Annotated in this window: 17 protein-coding genes and 1 pseudogene; 3 read left to right on the top strand and 15 right to left on the bottom strand. The window is 40.8% G+C overall.

Going from position 1 to position 19,755, the window contains the following annotated elements; all coding sequences use genetic code 11:
- On the top strand, nucleotides 1-1,366 hold a 1,366-nt coding region (locus ACZOTW_RS07070; RefSeq protein ID WP_483997876.1), incomplete at its 5' end, for a DUF6119 family protein.
- A gap of 98 nt (nucleotides 1,367-1,464) precedes the next feature.
- On the top strand, nucleotides 1,465-2,559 hold the full coding sequence (locus tag ACZOTW_RS07065) for a tyrosine-type recombinase/integrase (protein WP_483997875.1): 1,095 nt from the start codon (nucleotides 1,465-1,467) through the stop codon (nucleotides 2,557-2,559).
- Between the two features lie 45 nt (nucleotides 2,560-2,604).
- Here ACZOTW_RS07065 and ACZOTW_RS07060 read toward each other — a convergent pair whose 3' ends face one another.
- Together ACZOTW_RS07060 and ACZOTW_RS07055 are read right to left on the bottom strand one after the other, a co-directional pair.
- Nucleotides 2,605-2,766 (bottom strand): hypothetical protein, encoded by a 162-nt coding sequence (locus ACZOTW_RS07060; RefSeq protein WP_483997874.1) that lies wholly within the window; start codon nucleotides 2,764-2,766, stop codon nucleotides 2,605-2,607.
- Nucleotides 2,763-3,326 (bottom strand): ATPase, encoded by a 564-nt coding sequence (locus tag ACZOTW_RS07055; protein WP_483997873.1) that lies wholly within the window; start codon nucleotides 3,324-3,326, stop codon nucleotides 2,763-2,765. Before ACZOTW_RS07055 ends, ACZOTW_RS07060 begins: the two co-directional genes overlap by 4 nt.
- Before the next feature lie 68 nt (nucleotides 3,327-3,394).
- Here ACZOTW_RS07055 and ACZOTW_RS07050 point away from each other — a divergent pair, with 68 nt between their 5' ends.
- A complete protein-coding gene (locus ACZOTW_RS07050) occupies nucleotides 3,395-3,625 on the top strand; it encodes a DUF7695 domain-containing protein (RefSeq protein ID WP_483997872.1) in 231 nt (76 codons plus the stop codon).
- A gap of 335 nt (nucleotides 3,626-3,960) precedes the next feature.
- On the opposite strand, the gene ACZOTW_RS07045 is transcribed toward ACZOTW_RS07050, so the two are convergent.
- The 13 genes and pseudogenes from ACZOTW_RS07045 to ACZOTW_RS06985 form a co-directional block, all read right to left on the bottom strand.
- Nucleotides 3,961-4,116, bottom strand: coding sequence for a hypothetical protein (locus tag ACZOTW_RS07045; RefSeq protein WP_483997871.1), 156 nt, complete (start codon nucleotides 4,114-4,116; stop codon nucleotides 3,961-3,963).
- 13 nt (nucleotides 4,117-4,129) lie between these two features.
- The gene (locus ACZOTW_RS07040; RefSeq protein WP_483997870.1) at nucleotides 4,130-6,607 is read right to left on the bottom strand and encodes an excinuclease ABC subunit UvrA; all 2,478 of its coding nucleotides are present in this window, start codon (nucleotides 6,605-6,607) and stop codon (nucleotides 4,130-4,132) included.
- A 295-nt stretch (nucleotides 6,608-6,902) separates the two neighbouring features.
- Nucleotides 6,903-7,100, bottom strand: coding sequence for a RhuM family protein (gene rhuM, locus ACZOTW_RS07035; protein WP_483997869.1), 198 nt, complete (start codon nucleotides 7,098-7,100; stop codon nucleotides 6,903-6,905).
- Nucleotides 7,101-8,042: 942 nt separating this feature from the next.
- A complete protein-coding gene (tnpA, locus tag ACZOTW_RS07030) occupies nucleotides 8,043-8,504 on the bottom strand; it encodes an IS200/IS605 family transposase (protein WP_483997868.1) in 462 nt (153 codons plus the stop codon).
- Between the two features lie 246 nt (nucleotides 8,505-8,750).
- The gene (locus ACZOTW_RS07025; protein WP_483997867.1) at nucleotides 8,751-11,111 is read right to left on the bottom strand and encodes a GmrSD restriction endonuclease domain-containing protein; all 2,361 of its coding nucleotides are present in this window, start codon (nucleotides 11,109-11,111) and stop codon (nucleotides 8,751-8,753) included.
- On the bottom strand, nucleotides 11,104-12,867 hold the full coding sequence (locus ACZOTW_RS07020) for a DUF262 domain-containing protein (protein WP_483997866.1): 1,764 nt from the start codon (nucleotides 12,865-12,867) through the stop codon (nucleotides 11,104-11,106). Before ACZOTW_RS07020 ends, ACZOTW_RS07025 begins: the two co-directional genes overlap by 8 nt.
- Nucleotides 12,868-13,179: 312 nt before the next feature.
- Nucleotides 13,180-13,302 (bottom strand): annotated as a pseudogene (locus tag ACZOTW_RS07015) (Fic family protein); the annotation flags it as partial.
- 167 nt (nucleotides 13,303-13,469) lie between these two features.
- Nucleotides 13,470-14,393 (bottom strand): helix-turn-helix transcriptional regulator, encoded by a 924-nt coding sequence (locus ACZOTW_RS07010; RefSeq protein WP_483997865.1) that lies wholly within the window; start codon nucleotides 14,391-14,393, stop codon nucleotides 13,470-13,472.
- Between the two features lie 2 nt (nucleotides 14,394-14,395).
- Entirely contained in the window at nucleotides 14,396-15,025 is a 630-nt protein-coding gene (locus ACZOTW_RS07005) for a hypothetical protein (protein ID WP_483997864.1), read from the bottom strand.
- A gap of 657 nt (nucleotides 15,026-15,682) precedes the next feature.
- Complete coding sequence (rfbA, locus tag ACZOTW_RS07000; RefSeq protein WP_483997877.1) at nucleotides 15,683-16,552, bottom strand: glucose-1-phosphate thymidylyltransferase RfbA; 870 nt, start codon at nucleotides 16,550-16,552, stop codon at nucleotides 15,683-15,685.
- A 2-nt stretch (nucleotides 16,553-16,554) separates the two neighbouring features.
- Nucleotides 16,555-18,315, bottom strand: a complete 1,761-nt coding sequence (locus tag ACZOTW_RS06995) for an ABC transporter ATP-binding protein (protein WP_483997863.1) — start codon at nucleotides 18,313-18,315, stop codon at nucleotides 16,555-16,557.
- Between the two features lie 2 nt (nucleotides 18,316-18,317).
- Nucleotides 18,318-19,253, bottom strand: coding sequence for a glycosyltransferase (locus ACZOTW_RS06990; RefSeq protein WP_483997862.1), 936 nt, complete (start codon nucleotides 19,251-19,253; stop codon nucleotides 18,318-18,320).
- Nucleotides 19,246-19,755: DUF4422 domain-containing protein (locus ACZOTW_RS06985; protein ID WP_483997861.1), on the bottom strand; the 510-nt coding region annotated here is incomplete at its 5' end. The genes ACZOTW_RS06990 and ACZOTW_RS06985, both read right to left, overlap by 8 nt.

Below are 19,755 nucleotides of genomic sequence, written 5' to 3'. Positions count from 1 at the left end.
ATCATTTAGAAAATATTATGCGATTGTATTTTTTCTTACTTCTTCTAACAACATGTTTGCCATTACGTTTGGTACTGGGAATAATAAACTTAATAAATCTAAATTTGTTTATAATTTTGGGCTAAAGACCGCTCTAAATATGTTAAATTTAGAAGGCAACATTTATCATCACTCTTCAAAGTCGATATCAGAAATCAAAACTCGAAAAGATATAGTAAGTTCGTCGGCGTTACAAATTTCTCAGCTGGATTTTAATCAACTAACCGATGTACTAAATGCAATTAACGGGGATTTATCACAAGAGTATCAGAGGATTTTTGGCTGTAAGAAAATTCAGGGAGGACAAGCACTAAATATATCTCTCGATTCAGTCCTTTTAATGGAACAATTAAACACCATAGAAAACGCGTTTAGATCGCTTAATTATCAAAGTAAATTTAAATTTATTGATAATATTTCTCCGTTGCTACGTAACGAAACAGAATTAAAAGAGAATTTAAATTCACGGATGGTGGCAGCTATTCTAAACAATGACTTTAGCCTGTTTGCTCCTTTGGATACCATCCAATACTATGCAATTGATTCCATCAAAAATGGAGAGGAAGATATCTCTGATTTCAGTATTCAAAATTTCAAAAGAATAGTAAGCAGTTACCTATCGCCGGGATCTAATCTTGTTCATAACAATAAAGCTTTTATTCATTTTCTTAAAAATAAAGATATCACAATTAAACTGCAAGGATTTGATGGAAACATATTTTCAATATACAGGAAACTTTATGATTTTATATCGGTGGATGTAACAACAGAGGAAGGCAAATTCTTATTGGAGCAGGGAAAATGGTTTCGATTCGCTCCAAATCTTACCGAAACGCTGGACGATTTTTTTAACAACCGTCTTATTTCGGCGCCACCAGAGTTTCCTGAGTTGCCTCTAGTAAATAATAAATTACAAAGAGAGGAAGATTATTTGCGTGAATTATCTGGACAGCATTCTTCTTATATTTTGGGAGATCAGAAGTTAGTGGACCAAACAGAAGTATTTGATTTATTTAATAATAATACTCTTTATCATATTAAAAAGGGGACTATAGGATCTGCACCACTTAGCCATCTTTTTTCCCAAGGACTTGTTTCTATTGAACGTTTAAAGGGAGAGAAGAACTTTTTTTCTGCCACTTGCACAAGATTTCCCAATATGTCAATTGATCCAAATAATTTATATCTTAGATTTGGAATTATCAGGAATAATCAAAATATCCCGATTTTTAGCAAGATTACATTTAAGTCAAATGCTGAAGCGATAGAAAAGCGTATAGCAAACCAAGTTAAATTGTTTTTTATTCCACACGAAGAAGAAAATTAAGTTTTTAATGTTTTTTTCAAGACTATTTTTCCCTTGACTTCTCTCCCTATAAGGAGCGTGAATGTGTATGTAAAAAACACTTCTTACAGGAGAGAATTATGGGCGTTATTAAAATCAAAAAAGGGCCGTATTATTACGCAGATTATTACGATTTCAATGGGGTCAGAAGGCGCATTTCACTTCAAACCGAAAACAAACAGGTAGCCTTGCTAAAATATCAGGAGTTTATCCGCCGCAGAAATGCCGTCAAAGAGCGTTTCCCCATCAATATCACTTGGCAAGCGTTCAAAGATAAACTACTCTACCATATGTCCGTGGAAAGATCGCGCAATACCGTTACTCATACCAAATTGGCTATCCGGTACTTGGAAGAGATAAAAAAGCCACGTTATTTGCAGGATGTTACTCCCGAACTAGTCCAAAAGTTTAAAGAGCACTTACTCACAAAAGAGATTGGTAAAAATCACATTAACCGTCTAGTACAATGCATAAAAACAGCTATGCGTATAGGAGAAAAGTGGAAATATGTGCCTAAACAGGACTGGTCGCTCGTATCCGAATTAAAAGTGCCACGCGGACGGGTTGTTTTCCATACGCCCGAAGAGATAGATAAACTCTTAAATGCCTGTCCGACCGATACTTGGCGGCTAGTCGTGTTATTGGGAGCCGATGCCGGACTACGCAGGGGCGAAATTATGAATCTTCGTTGGCAAGATGTGGATTTTGCTAACAACCAACTGTATATCGCCCCAAATAAGACGGAATATTATCGTTTCGTTCCAATGACCGAGAGTTTGAGAAACGCCATAGAACGGGCCAAAATCGGAGCAGAAAGCGAGTTTGTGGTAGATTTCGGACGTACGCGCAACATAGACTCTCTGACGGCTTGTTACCACAAAATAGCCAAAGCGGCAGGCGTGGACAGCTTCCTGCATAAATTGCGCCATACCTTTGCCAGCCAACTTGTCCAAAATGGCGTGGAACTCTATACGGTATGCAAATTGCTGGGCCACCGGACTATCCAAATGACCGAGATTTACGCACATTTGGCTCCTGCTCACTTACACAAGGCGGTCATGAACCTGCCTAAGCGTGGAATGGCACTAGTGGGTGTAGAAGAAAAGACGGTCTGTGAGCCCAATAAAGCATGTAAGCAAGTCGGCCTGGATTTTGGGGATTTGATAGGAAAATAAGAAAGCCCCGCGTTTTGCGGGGCCTTTTTCTGCGTAAAAAATGGTTTAGAATGGGTTTTTATCCGTAAACGACCCATCCGGCATTTGCCATACATGCTTGCCGTTAATCACATATACATTGGGTATCCCGTTCTTGCGGTTTTCTTCTTGGGCCTTACGTACGGCTCTGCTAGCAATACGGGTTAATTTAGCTGTTAAATCAGTCATAGATCCCTCTCAAATACAGTATAAAGGTTTTCGGCTAAGATTTCAACTTGTTTTCCTTTATCTTGTTGCGCAACTAATACGACATCATCTCCACCGTTATAATACAATACCCAGTGGTCCGCTAGATCCTTGTAGGTGTTCCAAAAGTTTTGTTTACTGCGACCAAAACGCCGTATAACATCTTCCTCCGGTACAGGATGACCTCCATTCTTAACGCGGGTTTGGATGCGCACAATACACGAATCTGGGCCATCTACAAACGTGTAAAGAATTATTACTTTGTAACCTAGTTTATGGGCGGTTTCAATGGTCTTGATATGCCCAACACCGGACAACGTGCTTTCCAAAGCGAACGATTTGCCTTCCCCAAACAGTTTATCAATCCGAGCATGGAGTTCCTTACCCGCTTGGATGCGTACTGATTGCATGTTTTCGGGGCAAAGTTCCTTGGCAATATCATCTGCATTTACATAAACGATATTTTCTTCAGGCAATAGTTCCTTAGCAATCGTGCTTTTGCCACTACCATTGGCTCCGGCTAAAATAAACAAGGTCTTCATATATTTAATTATAGCAATTTACGAAATAAGACTACACTTCTAGGCCAACAGTATGGCATACTGTTCACATGAAAGGAATAAAATTAAATCGAATCAGATGTAAATTCTGTGGAGATGTCATTACATCCCACTTTCGGCATGACTTCAAACAGTGCAAATGTGAACGTGTCGCTATTGATGGAGGGTATGCTTATCTTGGGCGGTGCTTCGTAGAAGAGGACGATTATGAAGAACTGTCAATCGTAAAAGATGTCGGTAAAGAATTACCACCTTCGCCATCCCAACGCTCCACAAAATAACTGAAAATATTATACAGATTACGACGGAAAGTGTCCACGTTTGGACACTAATTTTCTGCCTACAATTCCCAGGTTGCGCATCGACCCCCCGTCGAGCCCTGCCCAAACCATATAAAAAATGCTTAAATTTTCAGTACTTTTTGTATAAGAATTATGGACAGTATTTTGGACACCTCTCCGTCGGTAGTTCGATGCCTGTTGGGCGCACTTTTAGAAAAAGAGCCTTTCTCAGACGAGAGAGGTTCTTTTTTTATGCTTTTCCGACGGTGTTTCGTGAGCAAAATGAGCAAAATTAGAACAAAAAGTATATATTGTTAGTGGACCCTTTTGGGACACTATAAAATCCCCATTTTCCCCGTGCATTTCCACGGGTTGAAACGCACACTGACGGCCGCTCTCTGCGTGAGTGCCTGTTCATATTTGGCCCAACGCTCCGCCCCAAACAGGGCGGAAGTATAAGCTATAAATTCTTGCGGTAATGGTAGCATCACAAAAAGCCTTCCTTTATAAATACCGTCCCGTTAGGCTCTGCGAACATTGTTTAATCACTTCCACAGGGCCGCACGCCACTACAGTTCCCCCCGCATTGCCGCCGGACGGCCCCATATCAATCAGATAATCCGCGTGGCGTAAAACGTCCAAATCGTGTTCAATCACTATCACCGTTGCGCCGTTTTGAATGAGCATTTGGAACACCCCCAATAGCGTGCGCACGTCTAACGGGTGCAGGCCGATGGTAGGCTCGTCAAACACAAATACGGTGGAATGTTGCGGCTTGCCCATTTCACTAGCCAATTTTAAGCGCTGGGCCTCTCCGCCGGAAAGGCTGGGGGTTGCTTCACCCAATGTTAAATATCCCAACCCTAAGTCTTGCAAGATTTGCAAGCGTTGGTGCACCAATTTCCAATCCGCGCACGCTTTCAACGCAGTGGAAACGTCCATAGCCATCAGCTCCGGCAGTGAAAAACTTTCCCCGCGTTGGTTGGTATATTTTACATCAAACGCTTCCCGTGCATAGCGCGCCCCGCGGCAAGTGGGGCAAGGCACGTCCACATCCGGCAAAAATTGCACATCCAAACTGATTTCTCCTGTTCCGTCACACTCCGCACAACGCAAACGGCCGGTATTGTAGGAAAAATCCCCCGCTTTATACCCTCGCTGTTTGGCATCCGGCAAGCGGGCAAACAGTTTGCGCAGTTCGTCATGCACATTGGCATACGTTGCCACGGTGGAACGCACATTAATCCCAATAGGGGTGGCATCAATCAGCTTTACCTGTTCAATACCTTGCGCTTGTACGGCGCGCACATGGGGAGGAAGCGGCGCATGGCGCACATGCGCCTCTAAAGCGGGCACTAAACTTTCCAACACCAGCGTGGTTTTGCCGGAGCCGGACACACCGCTTACCGCCGTAAGCCGCCCTTTGGGTATTTCTATTTCCAACGGTTTTACCGTATGAATGGGCCCCGTAGATAAACGGATTTTGCCTTGCGCAAACAACTGTTCTGCCGGCACTTTTTTCCATACATTTTCCGGCATTTTTCCGGTTAAAAACGGCCCGATTTTGGAATTTTTATTGCGGCTGATATCCGCCAATGTGCCTTGGGCAATTACATAGCCGCCGTTGGCGCCGGCTTGGGGCCCCATTTCCACAAACCAATCGGCCGCGGATAAAATTTGGGTATCGTGGTCCACCAGCACGACGGAGTTGCCGTCCGCAATTAAATCCCGCATAACCCCTTTTAAGCCCACGATATTAGACGGGTGTAAGCCGATAGAGGGCTCATCTAGCACATATAAAACACCGGTGGTGCGGTTGCGCACCGCCCGCGCCAACTGCATACGCTGGCGTTCTCCGGTGGACAAGGTGGCGGAGGCGCGGTCTAGAGTCAAATACCCTAGGCCCAAATCCATCAGGCGGCGGGAGGCGGACAAAAAGGCCTCCGTAATGTTTTGCGCCATTTCGCGCATTTCAGCAGGCATAGTAGCGGGAACGGCCGCCACCCACGCGGTTAAATCCACCAATGTTTTTTGGCAAACGTCCGCCAAGTTTAGGCCGCCTACACGCGGGGCGCGGGCCGCAGCACTCAAGCGCGAACCGCCGCAATCCGGACAAGGCTCCTGTTTCAAAAACTTTTCCACCCGTTTCATGCCTTGCTCGTCCTTTACCTTTGCCAACGCATTTTTTACCGTATAAACGGCGTTGTAAAAGGTAAAATCCAATTCGCCCGCCTGGTTTGTTTTTTTGGCTTTATAAAAAATACGCTTTTTTTCTGCCGGACCGTGATACACAATTTCTTTTTCCTGCGGGGATAAATCCTTAAACGGCACGTCCGTCCGTACGCCCATGGCGCGGCAAACGTCCGTCATTAAAGACCACATTAAACTGTTCCACGGAGCCACGGCGCCTTGGTCTATGGTTAAATTTTCATCCGGCACTAAGGTAGCCATATCTACATTCCATACCGTACCGGTACCGTCGCAAGTAGGGCAGGCGCCTTGGCTGTTAAAAGCCAGTTCTTCGGCACTGGGGGCATAAAACTCCGCGCCGCATGTTGGGCAGCGGAGCATTTTTCCGGCCGCAACCGCTAATGAAGGCGCCACATAATGCCCATTGGGGCAGCGGTGGCTGGCTAAGCGGGAAAACATCAACCGCAAACTGTTTAGCAGTTCCGTACCCGTGCCAAAAGTGCTGCGCAAGCCGGCCACGGCAGGGCGCTGGTGCAAGGCCAACGCGGCGGGCACATATAAAACTTCTTCCACTTGCGGGCGGGCGGCTTGGGTCATACGGCGGCGGGTATAGGTGGAAAGCGCCTCCAAATACCGTCGCGAGCCTTCCGCATACAACACGCCTAATGCCAAAGAAGATTTGCCGGAACCGGAAACACCGGCAATACCCACTATTTTATTTAAGGGGATATCTACATCTATATTTTTGAGATTATGCACCCGCGCACCGCGGATTTTGATTTTTTCAACCATAACAGGCTCCTATCGGACGGACCGCCGGAAAATTAAGGTTAGAGCATTTTGGGGTCCGCGGTTGCCTTTTTGGGGGCCGGCAACAGGGCAAACATCAGATAAGTTTTGAATAGTTCCAGCATAAAACAGGCCGACACAAACACATATTTATTCCTGCACGGTTAAAACGTGGAAAGTATAATACATTCTACCCACAAACGCACTAAAAGAGAAAATGTATAATCCGCATTACTGCACAGGGGCAAAAACTCTTGCCAATATTTTCCACCGCCCATATTTTTTAGGAAATCATCGTTTAATGTGAACCCTTTAACAAGATATTCCCGTAACATTTAGGTAGCCCATATACGAAAAGTGTATCTTGCACAGTCAGCACTCTATAGCCTACGGCTGGAATTACATCTAAATTGTAATAAGTAACTTCGCGCTCGATTTGTCTATTCCCCTCTTTTTGAACTATTCGGAATTTCCGAACAGTTGCCGTTTCATGCAATTCTCCCTCTTCGAAGATATGCTTAATGCGCTCACTAATATTAGCTTTACTTGACTGGAATAACTGCTTGGGTCAGCCATACAGTTTTATCGGCCAATGTAACTTCTATCTTCGGTTTGCTAAATGATAATGTCAGTATCTTGGGGCACAGTTAAATCTCAAAAAGTCCTTTTATTTATGTTACCATAATTTGGAATACAAGTGGCATAGACTAAAATATGGCAGGTTTGGGTATGATTTTCAATAAGAACTCTTTTTATATGCTAGTTTGGTGTACCTTTAAACCCCAACCTTTGAGAAGTAAAAAGGAATTAAAAATGTCCTAAAATGTACACCAAAAGGATGGTACACTATAACGGACTTCTGCTCGTCGGTAGTTTTATGCTTTTCCGACGGTGTTTCTGGAGCAAAATTAGAACAAAAAGTATATATTGTTAGTGGACCCTGTATGGTGTACAGTACACGCTAAAATTCTTTTTTTTCTCGTCGAGAAAAGTGTAAATATACACGATTTTTCTGCAAACTATATCCGCACAGCTTAAATTCCCGAAAATTTTTGTCATACTATAATTATTAGTTCTCGTCGAAGAAGTATAAAAACTACTAAAAAAATTTCCGAAAACTATGAATATACTGGGCACAGTTTGGACACTATAAAACCCCCATTTTCCCTGTGTGTAAAAGTGGATTTTCCCTATTTTATAGTGCCCATTCTACATACTTTTGGCACACTATATTTTCGCAATTAACTATAGTAAGCTATACTAACGCTGAACAGAGTTTGGACACTAAAACCCAAATATTCGATTTCGGATATGCTTTTCAAGGTGTATTTTGGCAGAATAACTATCCCCCGGCATAGCCGGGGGTTTTTCACATTGGGGCCCTGCCCCGCCTTACTAGCCACGCGTGTAACGCGTCTCAACTGCCTGTCGCTCGCGTTCACTTCCGACTCTTCCCTTCCCACGGGCTTTTATCAAATAGCAGTTGCGCCCCTAACTTATCCTCTCGTAATTGGTTCTTAATATACTCGGATATCTTCACTTTATTCTTACCTACAGTATCTACATAACACCCTCGGCACCAAAACTCCCGGTTCTTATACTTATACTGCATATTTTTCCATCTCTCATATATTAATAAACTGCTCTTCCCCTTTATATATCCCATTACACTCCCTACACTGTATTTCGGGGGTATTGATAATAGCATATGGATATGATCAGGGCATACTTCCGCCTCTACTATCTCTACCCCTTTCCATTCGCATAATTTGCGTAGTATTTTCCCTATCTCCACCCTCTTTTCACGGTAAAATACTTGCCGACGATATTTTGGCGCAAATACGATATGATACTTGCAGTTCCACGTTGGATGTGATAATTTATTTAAGTCATTGGACATAACAATGACTTCCTTTTGTTTAATTGCCTGCTAGCACAGGCAATTTATTATACAAAAGGAGTTTTTTTGTCTTGGGGAACGGTATAACCTTACTGAACCACCGGCCTAGCCGGTGGTTTTCTAGATGTAAACTACCACGGGCTTCCGCCTATGGTTTCCCCGGGCAGTACAAAAATCCCTTTTTCAAAAGGGCTTTTTATATTTGGCTTTGCTGCAATATTGTCAAAGGAGCGGCCGGAAAGCGCTCTACACAGCAGGATGGCTAAACAATACAGTTTCCCCCAACTGCCGGATTTGTTCTCGTATTACCAGCAGTTGCGTTGCTAATTCTTCAAACGAGGGACGCCCCAATGTTTTCTTATATACTTTTCCATTTAAAACATCCGCAGGCTCCGTAGAAATCTTCTCTTCCCAATTTTCCGGAAGCGCCGCAAAGGTAAACAATACAAACCCATCCCACTCTCCGAAATAAAACAGATTAAAATAAATTTTCCGTCCGCCGGAAAGTTCAATAATGCCAGGCAAATAGGGGCCCTGCGCACCATATCCTTCCTTAACAGCATAATCTTTCCATTCCAAGCCCCGATTTTCTTTATCACACCATAAGCTGAAGGTGTAACTGTATAATTCGTATTTTTTGCTCCAACTGCCTTTGCCCCCTTGCAGATAGATATTCCGGCGGGCGTCCCGAAAGCGGATTTCTTTCCTTGCCAATATAGAATCTTCTTTCAAAAACCAATACCGCCAATCCGCATAGGGCTTAATTCCCTGTTTTAAATGTTCCTCCACCATATCCGTTAATTCTTTCCTCACTCTTTCCGCAATAATTTCTTTTTCCTTTATTCGGTTAAGGATATTCTCACACAAATTTTTTAATAAATTTCGTTTCGATTTATTATCAAACACTTTATGCCATGTGTCTTTTTTGGAACGAATATCCTCATTTAAATTACCCAGAGAATAACGACTGGCAATCGGCATTAAATAATCGTCGCCAGTAGCATCGCCCACACAAAGTAACGCTTTTTGGAAATAAATAAAGTTTTCTTCTCGAAAGAAAAGGTCCGCCAGCTGATAATAACGTTTAAACTGTTCCATGTCATAGGTATTATCGGCGGTTTTCGCAAAGTCTAGCAAAAAGTCGATTTTCCCGTTAAAATAAGGGTGTAATTCCATTTTCCACAGGTCATTTTCAGTTATTTGCCCATGGTTTATTAATTCTAATTTTAAGGCTTCTTCCTCTGCCTGCGCCCCAAACGACTTCAAATTTTGCAAAATGTTAATCCAAGTTTGTTCCACAGCGTCGGCAGTTTCCTGCGCGAAGACATCCGCCGCCATCTTTTCAAGCTCCGCTTTAGAAGCAAGGACAGACTTGATATCATTATAAAGCGTATTTTGTATTAAATTGCGGCACACTCTAAACCAACGTTTTCGGGCCAGCCGATGGGAAGATTGCTGAAAATATAAAACCAACGAATAAAACAACAACCGCTCTTGGTATGTAATCTCCTTTTCCTCTTTGGAAGGAGTGGAAGGTTTTAAAAAATTTGTAAACGCTTTATATTCTTCTGAATTTTTCTCCAATTCGGGTAAACGCGCCCATGTTTTCGTCAGGCAAGCAACTTGATCGGTTCTTGTACCATAGATTCCGCCTTTTTTATACAGGGAAGCGTCCAACAATAAAGCGTTTTCCGCTTTCTCTTTGGCGTTGTCATTAACAAAAAACCACGTCATATTTTCCACAAAGCAGCATATTTTTTGATCCACTTTTTCCGGGAAAAAAGACGTTTCGTCTCGATATAATTGCCAAAAGAAATTATACCAGTCCCCGTCTAGTTTGATGGGCTCATTCTCGATTAAACATTTCGACAACCGGGATTTAAAAATTTCAAAAACGGTCAGCTGTTTTCCGCGGCTGTTCATTTTTAGATACAAGTCGTCCGCATACTCATCTTCAACATTTGACAATTCCATATAACTAAACTGAATTTGTTTAAAATTATTTAGGCACGCAGCTAGCCGACTTTCGGCAAACTTGGACGAAGATTGTGCCTGCAGCAGCCGCCCCGCGACGGAATGAATGACCGTCAACATAGAAAGCATATTGCATACAGAGGGATCTTCCTCCCAACGGATAAAAAACCAGGCCGACTGCCGAATAATATCGCCCAAGTTCTGTTCTTGCGCAACGGCTGGTCCTATCAAATCTGCCGTTTGGGACAGGTTTTCAACAAGCAAACGGCAAAAATCACGACTGATGATTCTCGTTTGGTAACTAAATTGTAATAATTTTTGGCTTTCTTGTTTATTTTTTGTTCTTAAACATAAATAATAATACAACAAAAATAACGTGGTTACGCGCTGCTGTCCATCCAACAAAAACAGACGGTTATTTTCTCCTTGTTCTTCTTTTCTTACCATCCCGTAAATAAAATCTAAACACAGTTTTTTGGAACCGAGCAGCGCCGAAAACAAGCTCTCTACAAAAGGCTCCGCTATGTTTTTCCTGTCGCTGGGTCTTCCTTGCACATAATCCCGTTGTATTCCTGGAATGATTACGAAATATTCTTCCAACAAATCCTCAAAATGACATTGTTTATTATTCATACATTTTTCCCCCGCAAAAAAATGACATTATCGCCTCTTTAAGCGCGTTTCCGTAGGCTTCGCGGTCATCTTTCGTCCACGTTTGATGAGAAGTATCTTCCGCGCTGTAATATTTCAGAAAAACGTTTTTGGTGCCCGGAGGAATAAAACTTCCGGCCTTATCCAATTTTTTAATTTGTTTTAATTTTGCATCAAAAAAACCATTGCTGATGGAGGAATTATCAGAACGAGACAATAGAGCCAAATTGGTAATTTGGTGCATTTCCGTCTCTGTCATCTTAGATATCTGTTGAAAAAGTTCGTTTTCGTATTCTTCAATAGTCTCTTTTTGTTCCTGCGTCACCCTATCGGCATCTAACGCCTTTATTTTCTTTTTCAGCTCCGTCGCTCTTTCGTCAGACGAATTAACGGCACTCAACTGGCCTTTCAACAGTTTTACACGTTGGCTCCACGACTCAGAGGTGTTATTATTTCTTCCAGCAGCTTGATGCTGTGCATGAATATGTTCCAAAGACCACCCGCTGCCGCGCTGAGTATCGTTATAAAATTTAAACGGAAAACGCAGGAAACTGTTCTGTTCCCTGTCGGCACAAATAACATTAAAAAGAAGCAAAATATGACTTAATAATTCGGAATCCGTCCGATAATCCGTCTTCAAAATTTCCTCAAACTGTTCAATAGATACTTTAAATTGCTTTTTGATTTGCTTTTTGATTTGTTTTTTTAACTCGGCTTTAAAATCCTCTTTGTTTTTTAAAACGTCCTTCTTATCGTTAAACAACTTGAAAACTTTTTTAATATCAAACTTCATATACATCAAAAAACCGATTAAATGGTAAAAATTTTTGTCCAAATACCATTCTTCTATTTGGCGGGAGTAGGCTTTAACCTCTTTCCAAACCTCCAAAAAATCATAATTGCCCTCGAGTAATCCGTATAAAATATCGGTTGCAGAAGAATTTGGGATAGAATGTAATATTCCATATGTTTCAAACAGCAACCTGATGCGGTTATCCGGGAACTCGTCTTGCGATATAAAACTCCACAAATCTTCATTATGAAGTCCGTGTTCTATTTGATCCCACTCCAATCCCACAATTTCTCGGGCCTCTTTTCCTTTTAAGGATAAAAAAAGTTTACCTTTTATTAATTCCACGGGTGCCAAAGGGATTTTGCCCGCATTCAAACGGTTAAAAGCCTCCTGTTCTAGCCGCGGCAACTCATCTTCGGATAAAATTTGCCCGCCGCCATCGTTTAAGCAATACCAAAAGAAATAGGTCTTTTTCAACAACTCGAAAAACTCAGTGGCAATATGGGGTGTAGCCTTTTTCTTTTCCGAAAACCAATTGTTTATTATTTTAACTGCTTGCGAAATATAATAGATATCCGGGGATTCACTGACGTTTCTTCCCGTCAGAGTTTCCATGTATTTCGTCACTTCCGACTTTGTGTCGTATTCCAAATAAAAGGTATGGGCAAAGACCGTCCCCTCAACATGCAATTTCTGTAAAATCAAATAGACGGTCGTCAATCGTTGCTGGCCGTCCACCACGCGATACCGCTCATCTGTATTGCCAAGTTTAACAACTTCCAGCGGCTGCAAATAATAAGGTTTGTTCTTATGGGCAGTCCACAAATCGTCTAGCAAATAGTTTATTTCTTTTCTTCCCCAACGGTACCCGCGTTGATAGGCGGGAATAATAAAATGATACTTACCTTCCATCAATTCGAAGATACTTTTTTTATTTTCTGACATATCCGCACCTTAAAAAACAAATGGTATTTTAAAAAAGTTCGTTTTCTTATACGACAGAATATAGTCACATAAAAACCGAGTTGTCCGTGTTTTTTATTATGCCATATAATAACCTCCGCCAACAAAAAAGATATTAAGATGAATCGGTACACAATGCTAGAGAAACGCGTATCCAATAAACCTAGGAGCAGAAAACCTTCTAAACAGACTAAACGAAATTAAAAAAAAGCCCAAAAGCGGAAAAAAAATAGTTAATACAGCTGATGTATCTAAGAGCAAGAAAGCGGAGTTGATAGCGCCGCATGCTTTAGCGGATGACATAGAATAAAAACACTTGGAAGAACCCTCACTCCGCACGAGTAATAACTCCGTCAAAGCCCGGGCGATACGGCCATTTCCGTCATCAAAAGGGCGCAAAATAACGAACCATAAATAGGTATACACAGAGCTCTTTCATTAGAAAAAATACACATTGACTTTTCAAAAGTAGACATTGGGCCCCCAAAAGTAAACATTAAACAGATTGTTAAACAAAAAATTCCTACTGGCGGCATTACAAAGACAGCTACTTGTGACGGCAAAGTAAGTATGGCGAAAGTCTCTTATATCCTTTGGATAGCCTGCCTAAAAATATCTTCGATAAGAGCCTTAAAATCGTCCGGTTCCACAAGCGTAACATGTTCTAGCCAACTAAGTACCGTTGGAATAATCTCACGATAATTAAATATACTCGTTTCCACCAAAATATCCCCGTTTTTCTGCTTTTTTAGGATTTTTTGCAGTGGGAAAGATTCTTTTTTCTCAAAATATGGCGCAAACTCCGCCGGAACCCAAAAAGTTACCTCTTTGTCCCTGTTTTCCCCAAACCAGATATTTTGGCTTTCTTGCAGTATTTTTTGGATATTTTTAGTAGGTTTGAATGATTTATCCGTATTAACTGCGTCCAAAATGCGGTCTAAACGGAACTTTCGTACCTGTTTATAGGCATTGATACCCAACAGGTACCAGAAACCGTCATAATTCATTATTTTTAAAGGTTTTAACTCATAGGTCAGTTTACGGGAAGTATCGGCCGCCAACGACATTAAAACTTCCGTATGCGTACGAATGCCCTTTTCCAATACGCGCGTGATTTTGGTTTCTTCATATTTATTACCCGTCGGCATTTTGATATAAAACGGGGATTCTTCCGGCGCGTTTAATACTTTTTGGCGAAGCGATGCCAACGTATCTTGGAAAGGTTTGCCTAGTGGGGAAATCACATCCTGCATAACGAGTAAAAGGGACGCTTCGGCCTCCGTCAAATTCATTTTTTTAAGAGAAAACCCCTCTATAAACTTATATACCCCCGGGGCGGCTTTGTAAATAGGGAATCCCCCAGCGTCAATATCATTGATATCCCGCTGGATAGTGCGCTCAGTAACGTCCAGTTCCCGCGCTTCGCGCTGCACTTGGATTTCCCCGCTGTCCAAGATGTTGAGCAGATACAACAAACGGTTTAATTTTTTAAGGTTTTTTGGTTGCATAATTATTTTTGTATTTCTTCTAAACTTTGTAAATACATACGCAAGGCTTCCATAAAAGAATCTCTAAGTTTTAAAATATTTTCTGATTGTTTCCAAGTATTTCGGAAATCTTGATACATAGCTTGCCTATTTTTATTAGAATCATCATCTATTCTAAATATTTTTGCAGAGGTTAGTTGATCCGCACAAACAGAGCGTATCTGCATACATTGCTCATAAAGTGGGCGATCAATGAAAGCCGCATTTTTGATAATTATCTTCGACGCATTTTCATATGCCTTTACGGCGTCTTCATATCTCCGAATAATCATTTTTCGCATTTCTTCCTTATCCTCTGGCAAATAATCTCCCGGAGGAAATAGGAAATAAGAAGTTTCTGTCATATTAACCAACGCACTTGCAAGTTCCCTATAAATGGAGAAAGCCAAATCAAATCGTTGGTTCCCAATATATACTTTCTTACCAAGTTCAGCTTTATATTTTTCCAACTCCTCTGACAGTCGGTGAGCATATTGTTTAGACAGTTTATCAGCAAGAATCCCGCTATACCACTTTACTAGAAACCAAACTATCGCTCCACCACCACCTAGACTAACTATAACAGCAGCCGCTGTATTCCAAATTAAATTCATTTTTGCCCCTCCCAATCATTAGTACTTACTGTATAATATAAAATTTAGTTTATGAACTTGTCTCTAATAAAATAATCATATCCAAATTATAAAGCGCGCTCTTGCCAGATATTACCGGAATTTCTTTTTATTCAACTGTTCGGGGTTTCCGAACAGTTTCCTTATGGAGAAGTCCATCTGCTTAAAAAATATTTGCCAAGAATTTATTAGTTCCCAACTATTACTCAAAAAACAATAAGATTTCCTTGTTAATTCCCTGTTTTAAAGTTTAGGGAATTAGCGGTAAATCATATTAATTAGCCAATACAAATACAACATCATTAATTAGAAAAATCCATAAATATATCAAAAATATTACTTTTTACCCTGTTTTTTGCCTGATAAACAGGGAATTGAATTTACCTGTCTTACAGCGGCCGCAAGTCACTACTCCAAGCCCGACCATTTAGAAAGCCGCTTTTAAGTAAGTGGCTTTTTTGTTGTCTAATTTTTCCCTCTCTCGTCGGCGTTTTAGTCTGATTTTTATCCATTCGGGTTTTAGAGTAGTATTTATAGACCGCAAAAAAGGCCATTTTGGGGCCTTTTTCTCCGGTGGGCAAAAGGGTATTTTGCCACTCACTATTACTGCTTACTATCGGGATATAAGTCAAGTTGGGTCTAGTTATTATTTAATAAACGGCTCACATATTGATAATAGGTATTAGACGGACACTTGGACAATGTTTGTGCTAACTCCGCTTTGCTAATAAACCCTTTCTTTAAGGCGATTTCTTCCAAACACGCTATTTCTATCCCTTGGTTCAACTGCATACTATGCACAAAATTCGCCGCTTGTAGGACGCTTTCGTGCGTCCCCGTGTCTAACCACGCAAATCCACGCTCTAATCGCGCTACCTGCAAGGCATTATTGGCTAAATACACTTTGTTGAGGTCTGTAATTTCCAACTCTCCGCGCGAGGAAGGTTTTAATTGTTTGGCATAAGAAACAACCTTGTTATCATAAAAATATAGCCCAGTAACCGCAAAATTGCTTTTGGGGGTTTTAGGTTTTTCTTCCAAAGATACAGCGTTTCCGTCTTTATCAAAAGATACCACGCCAAAGCGTTCCGGGTCTCTTACCTCGTACGCAAACACAGTGGCTCCCGCAGTATTTTGCTTAGCACTTTGTAAAATCTGCTCAAACCCGTTCCCATAAAAGATGTTATCCCCCAAAATAAGGGCCACACGGTCCGCGCCGATAAAATCTTCCCCTAATATAAAAGCATCCGCAATACCCTTTTTTACCAACTGCGGCACATAAGATAACGAAATGCCCCATTGGGAACCGTCCCCCAGCAATTTTTTAAAGTTATCTATATCTTCGGGGGTGGTAATAATCAAAATATCCCGTATCCCCGCCATCATAAGGGTTGAAAGCGGGTAATAAATCATTGGTTTATCGTAAATAGGCAATAAAATCTTGGAAATGGGCAAAGATGCCGGATACAACCGCGTGCCTGCCCCGCCGGCTAAAATAAGGCCTTTCATCATTACGCTTCCTGCTTTTTGAATTGCATAGAATACAACGCGTAATAAGCCCCGCGAAGTTTTAATAATTCCTCGTGTGTGCCTTGTTCCGCAATTTTGCCGTCATTGATAACTACAATTTTATCCGCGTTTTGTATGGTGGATAAGCGGTGCGCAATCACAATAACGGTGCGGTTCTTCATCAAGTTATCTAAGGCTTCTTGCACGACGCGCTCGGACTTATTATCTAGGGCACTAGTGGCCTCGTCCAAAATGACAATAGGAGCGTTTTTAACAAACGCACGCGCAATAGCCAAACGTTGCTTTTGTCCACCGGAAAGCAAAATACCGCGCTCCCCTATCTGCGTATCTAACCCTTGGGGTAAGCCTTTCACAAATTCATCCAAACAGGCGCTTTTTAAGGCCATCCAAATAGTGGCATCATCTGCGTGTTCGTTCCCCAAGAGGACATTTTCTTTAACCGTACCTGAAAATAAAAAGTTATCTTGGAACACCATCGCAATTTGTTTCCGCAACGATTTTTGGGAAATGTCTTTAATATCAGCCCCGTCTATTTTAATACTACCCTGCTTGATATCATACAGGCGCGGGATTAAAGCGGAAATAGTGGTTTTCCCACCGCCGGAGTTGCCCACTAGGGCGATTGTATGGCCAACAGGAATGGTTAAATTAATATCGTGCAACACCTCCCGCCCGGCAACATATTCAAAATGGACGTGGTCAAACACGATATCTTTCTTAACTTCTGTTAGTTCTTTGGCGGTGCTTAAATCCTTGATATTAGGCTGTAAATCCAAAATATCAAAAATACGGTCTATGGCTAAAAAAGAATTTTGGATAGAAATATAGTTATTCCCCACAGATTTCAACGGGGTATAAAGCATCATCAGGGCCGCAATAAATGCCACAAAATTACCACTGGTAATAGTGCCGTTTACAATCAAATAACTGCCGCACCCAATCACCAACGCCACACCAATAGACATAATAATATGCATAAGGGGCGAAAGCCAGTTTGTTCCCTTTACCATACGCATGGCTAGGGAGAAGGTCATATCCGTCACATTGTGGAAGCGTTTTTTGAACTCGTCCTCCAGCGTAAAGGAACGAATCGTTTTATTTCCGGCAAAGGTTTCGTTATAAATAGTCATTACATACGAAAGATTACCGACGGTTTTTTCCAAAATCTCTTTCATTTTCTTGCGGACCTTGGCCATTGGATACACAAAAAATAAAAGTACCGCAATGGCAATAAGTGCTAATTGCCAAGAGTTGTATAACAAAACACAGACCAAAGAAATAGAGGAAAATGTTTTGGATAAAAACTGTTTCAGGTTATCTATAAGCCCGGTGGAGGCGGTTTCGGCATCGTTGGAATAACGGAACAAAATTTCGCCGGAATTGTGCGTATCAAAGTATGAAGTATCCATAGAGAGGAGTTTTTCATACAGGCGGCGCTTTACCCCGATAGTAATTTTTTGGGCCACCCAAGTATTTAGGTAGTTGGAAGAATAAATCAGCACCCCTTGCACAATGGTAAAACCCACAATAAGAAACGGGATTAGTGCCGAAAAATGCGGCTGTTTATCCACCATTACCTTATCCATAAACGGTTTTAAGAACATAGCCACGGCGCCGTCCAACGCACCCACGGGCACCGTTAGCGCCACGCCCAAAGCGGCCCTAAACCAATATGGCTTAATATATGGCCACATACGGCGGAAATTTTTTACAAGTAGATTCTTAGAAATTAAATGTTCCATAGTTAGTACTTAATGTGAAATAAAAATTTTAAAAAAAATGTTATAAATTTAATAGGATGTTGATATCCATCAGGTGCCAATTGAAAAAAACATGATTTTTTTAGTGCAAAAATATTGAGCAAATAATCCCACTGGGTACTATTCTTACGGATGGATACTGGAGTCCCTCCTTTCTTATTCCATTGGGTATATGCAGAATACCACTCGTGAAAATAATAATAAGCCCAAAATTTGCGATGTCCCGTGCTGTGAATGATAAAGGCTTTATTCAGTTTATTTCTTGGATTGGACGCCGGCATATTCCATAAATTAGAAAACACATAAGGGCGCAAATTAAATTTTTGTAGGGACAAATTAATAATGCCTTGATCTCCCAATTCAATATTATCCACTTGTTCCCCCAACATAGAATATAACCAACGAGCCGTTCTCGTGCAAGAGACAGGAAACTGTTGTTTTTTCAATACAATAAATCCTGCGTTAAAACAAGGTTTTGATAAATCATATCCTTCAATTGGGTTAAGAAAATTTTTGCTTACAAAAGGAAGAGTATCTTTTACCAAACCAATATTTTCTGTCATCTCATCAATAGCGCCAATTAATTCTTTTTGAACTAAAATATCCGAATCTAAACATATAACATTTTGATATTTGTCTAATAAATTAAAGGCTTCAAACCGGGCATATAATGCGGGGGTAAAACGCATAATGAGAGCATTTCGCGGAATATCCGCAGGTAGATCATAATCTATAATCTTTACTGTTCCACAAGAGGATATAATATCTTTGGTGTGTTTACTCCAACGATATGCATAAATAAAGACATCAGATTCTGTCGCTAATTGTGGCGAGTGGGCAAAAAAAGTTTTTAGCGTAACGTATAAAGCAAATGCAAAAGTTTCACTACACGCAAATACGCAAGCCGTTTGTTTAGTCATTTTCTATTCCCCATTTAAATATATTTAATTTTTTTCGCAAGAAACAATATTTCTTGGCATAAGAAGAACTAAAAAGTCCCATCATAGCATATCGACATAATTTAATATAATCTTTTTTATTCTTTTCCATTATAAAAGAGGCATTTAATTCTTTTATTTTTATTTTATTTCTTAAATGCAAAAAAAATAACGTTGATAAATATTCTCCCAAATAACCTAAAAAGCGTTTTTTCATTGGGGAAAAATTGTCAGATGCAATTTGGGAATCTATCTTTTCCAATAATGGAAAAATAAATTTACAATATTTTATAAATAGGTCTTTGCGCATCACAAAAATATTGCACAAATACATGATATTTCCACTTAAAAAATCGTCCAATTCTTTCTGATAATCTGGTGCATATTTCCGCACCGTTTTTTCAAAAATATCAAAAAAACTCTCTTCGGTTCCTGCTGTATTTAAGTAGCGGGTTTTCATAATCGGGCCGTGATAAACGGTATC

The organism is Candidatus Avelusimicrobium sp. (assembly GCF_056976295.1).
Note: the sequence above shows the minus strand (reverse complement) of the source record. Positions and strands in the feature narration are given on the sequence as shown.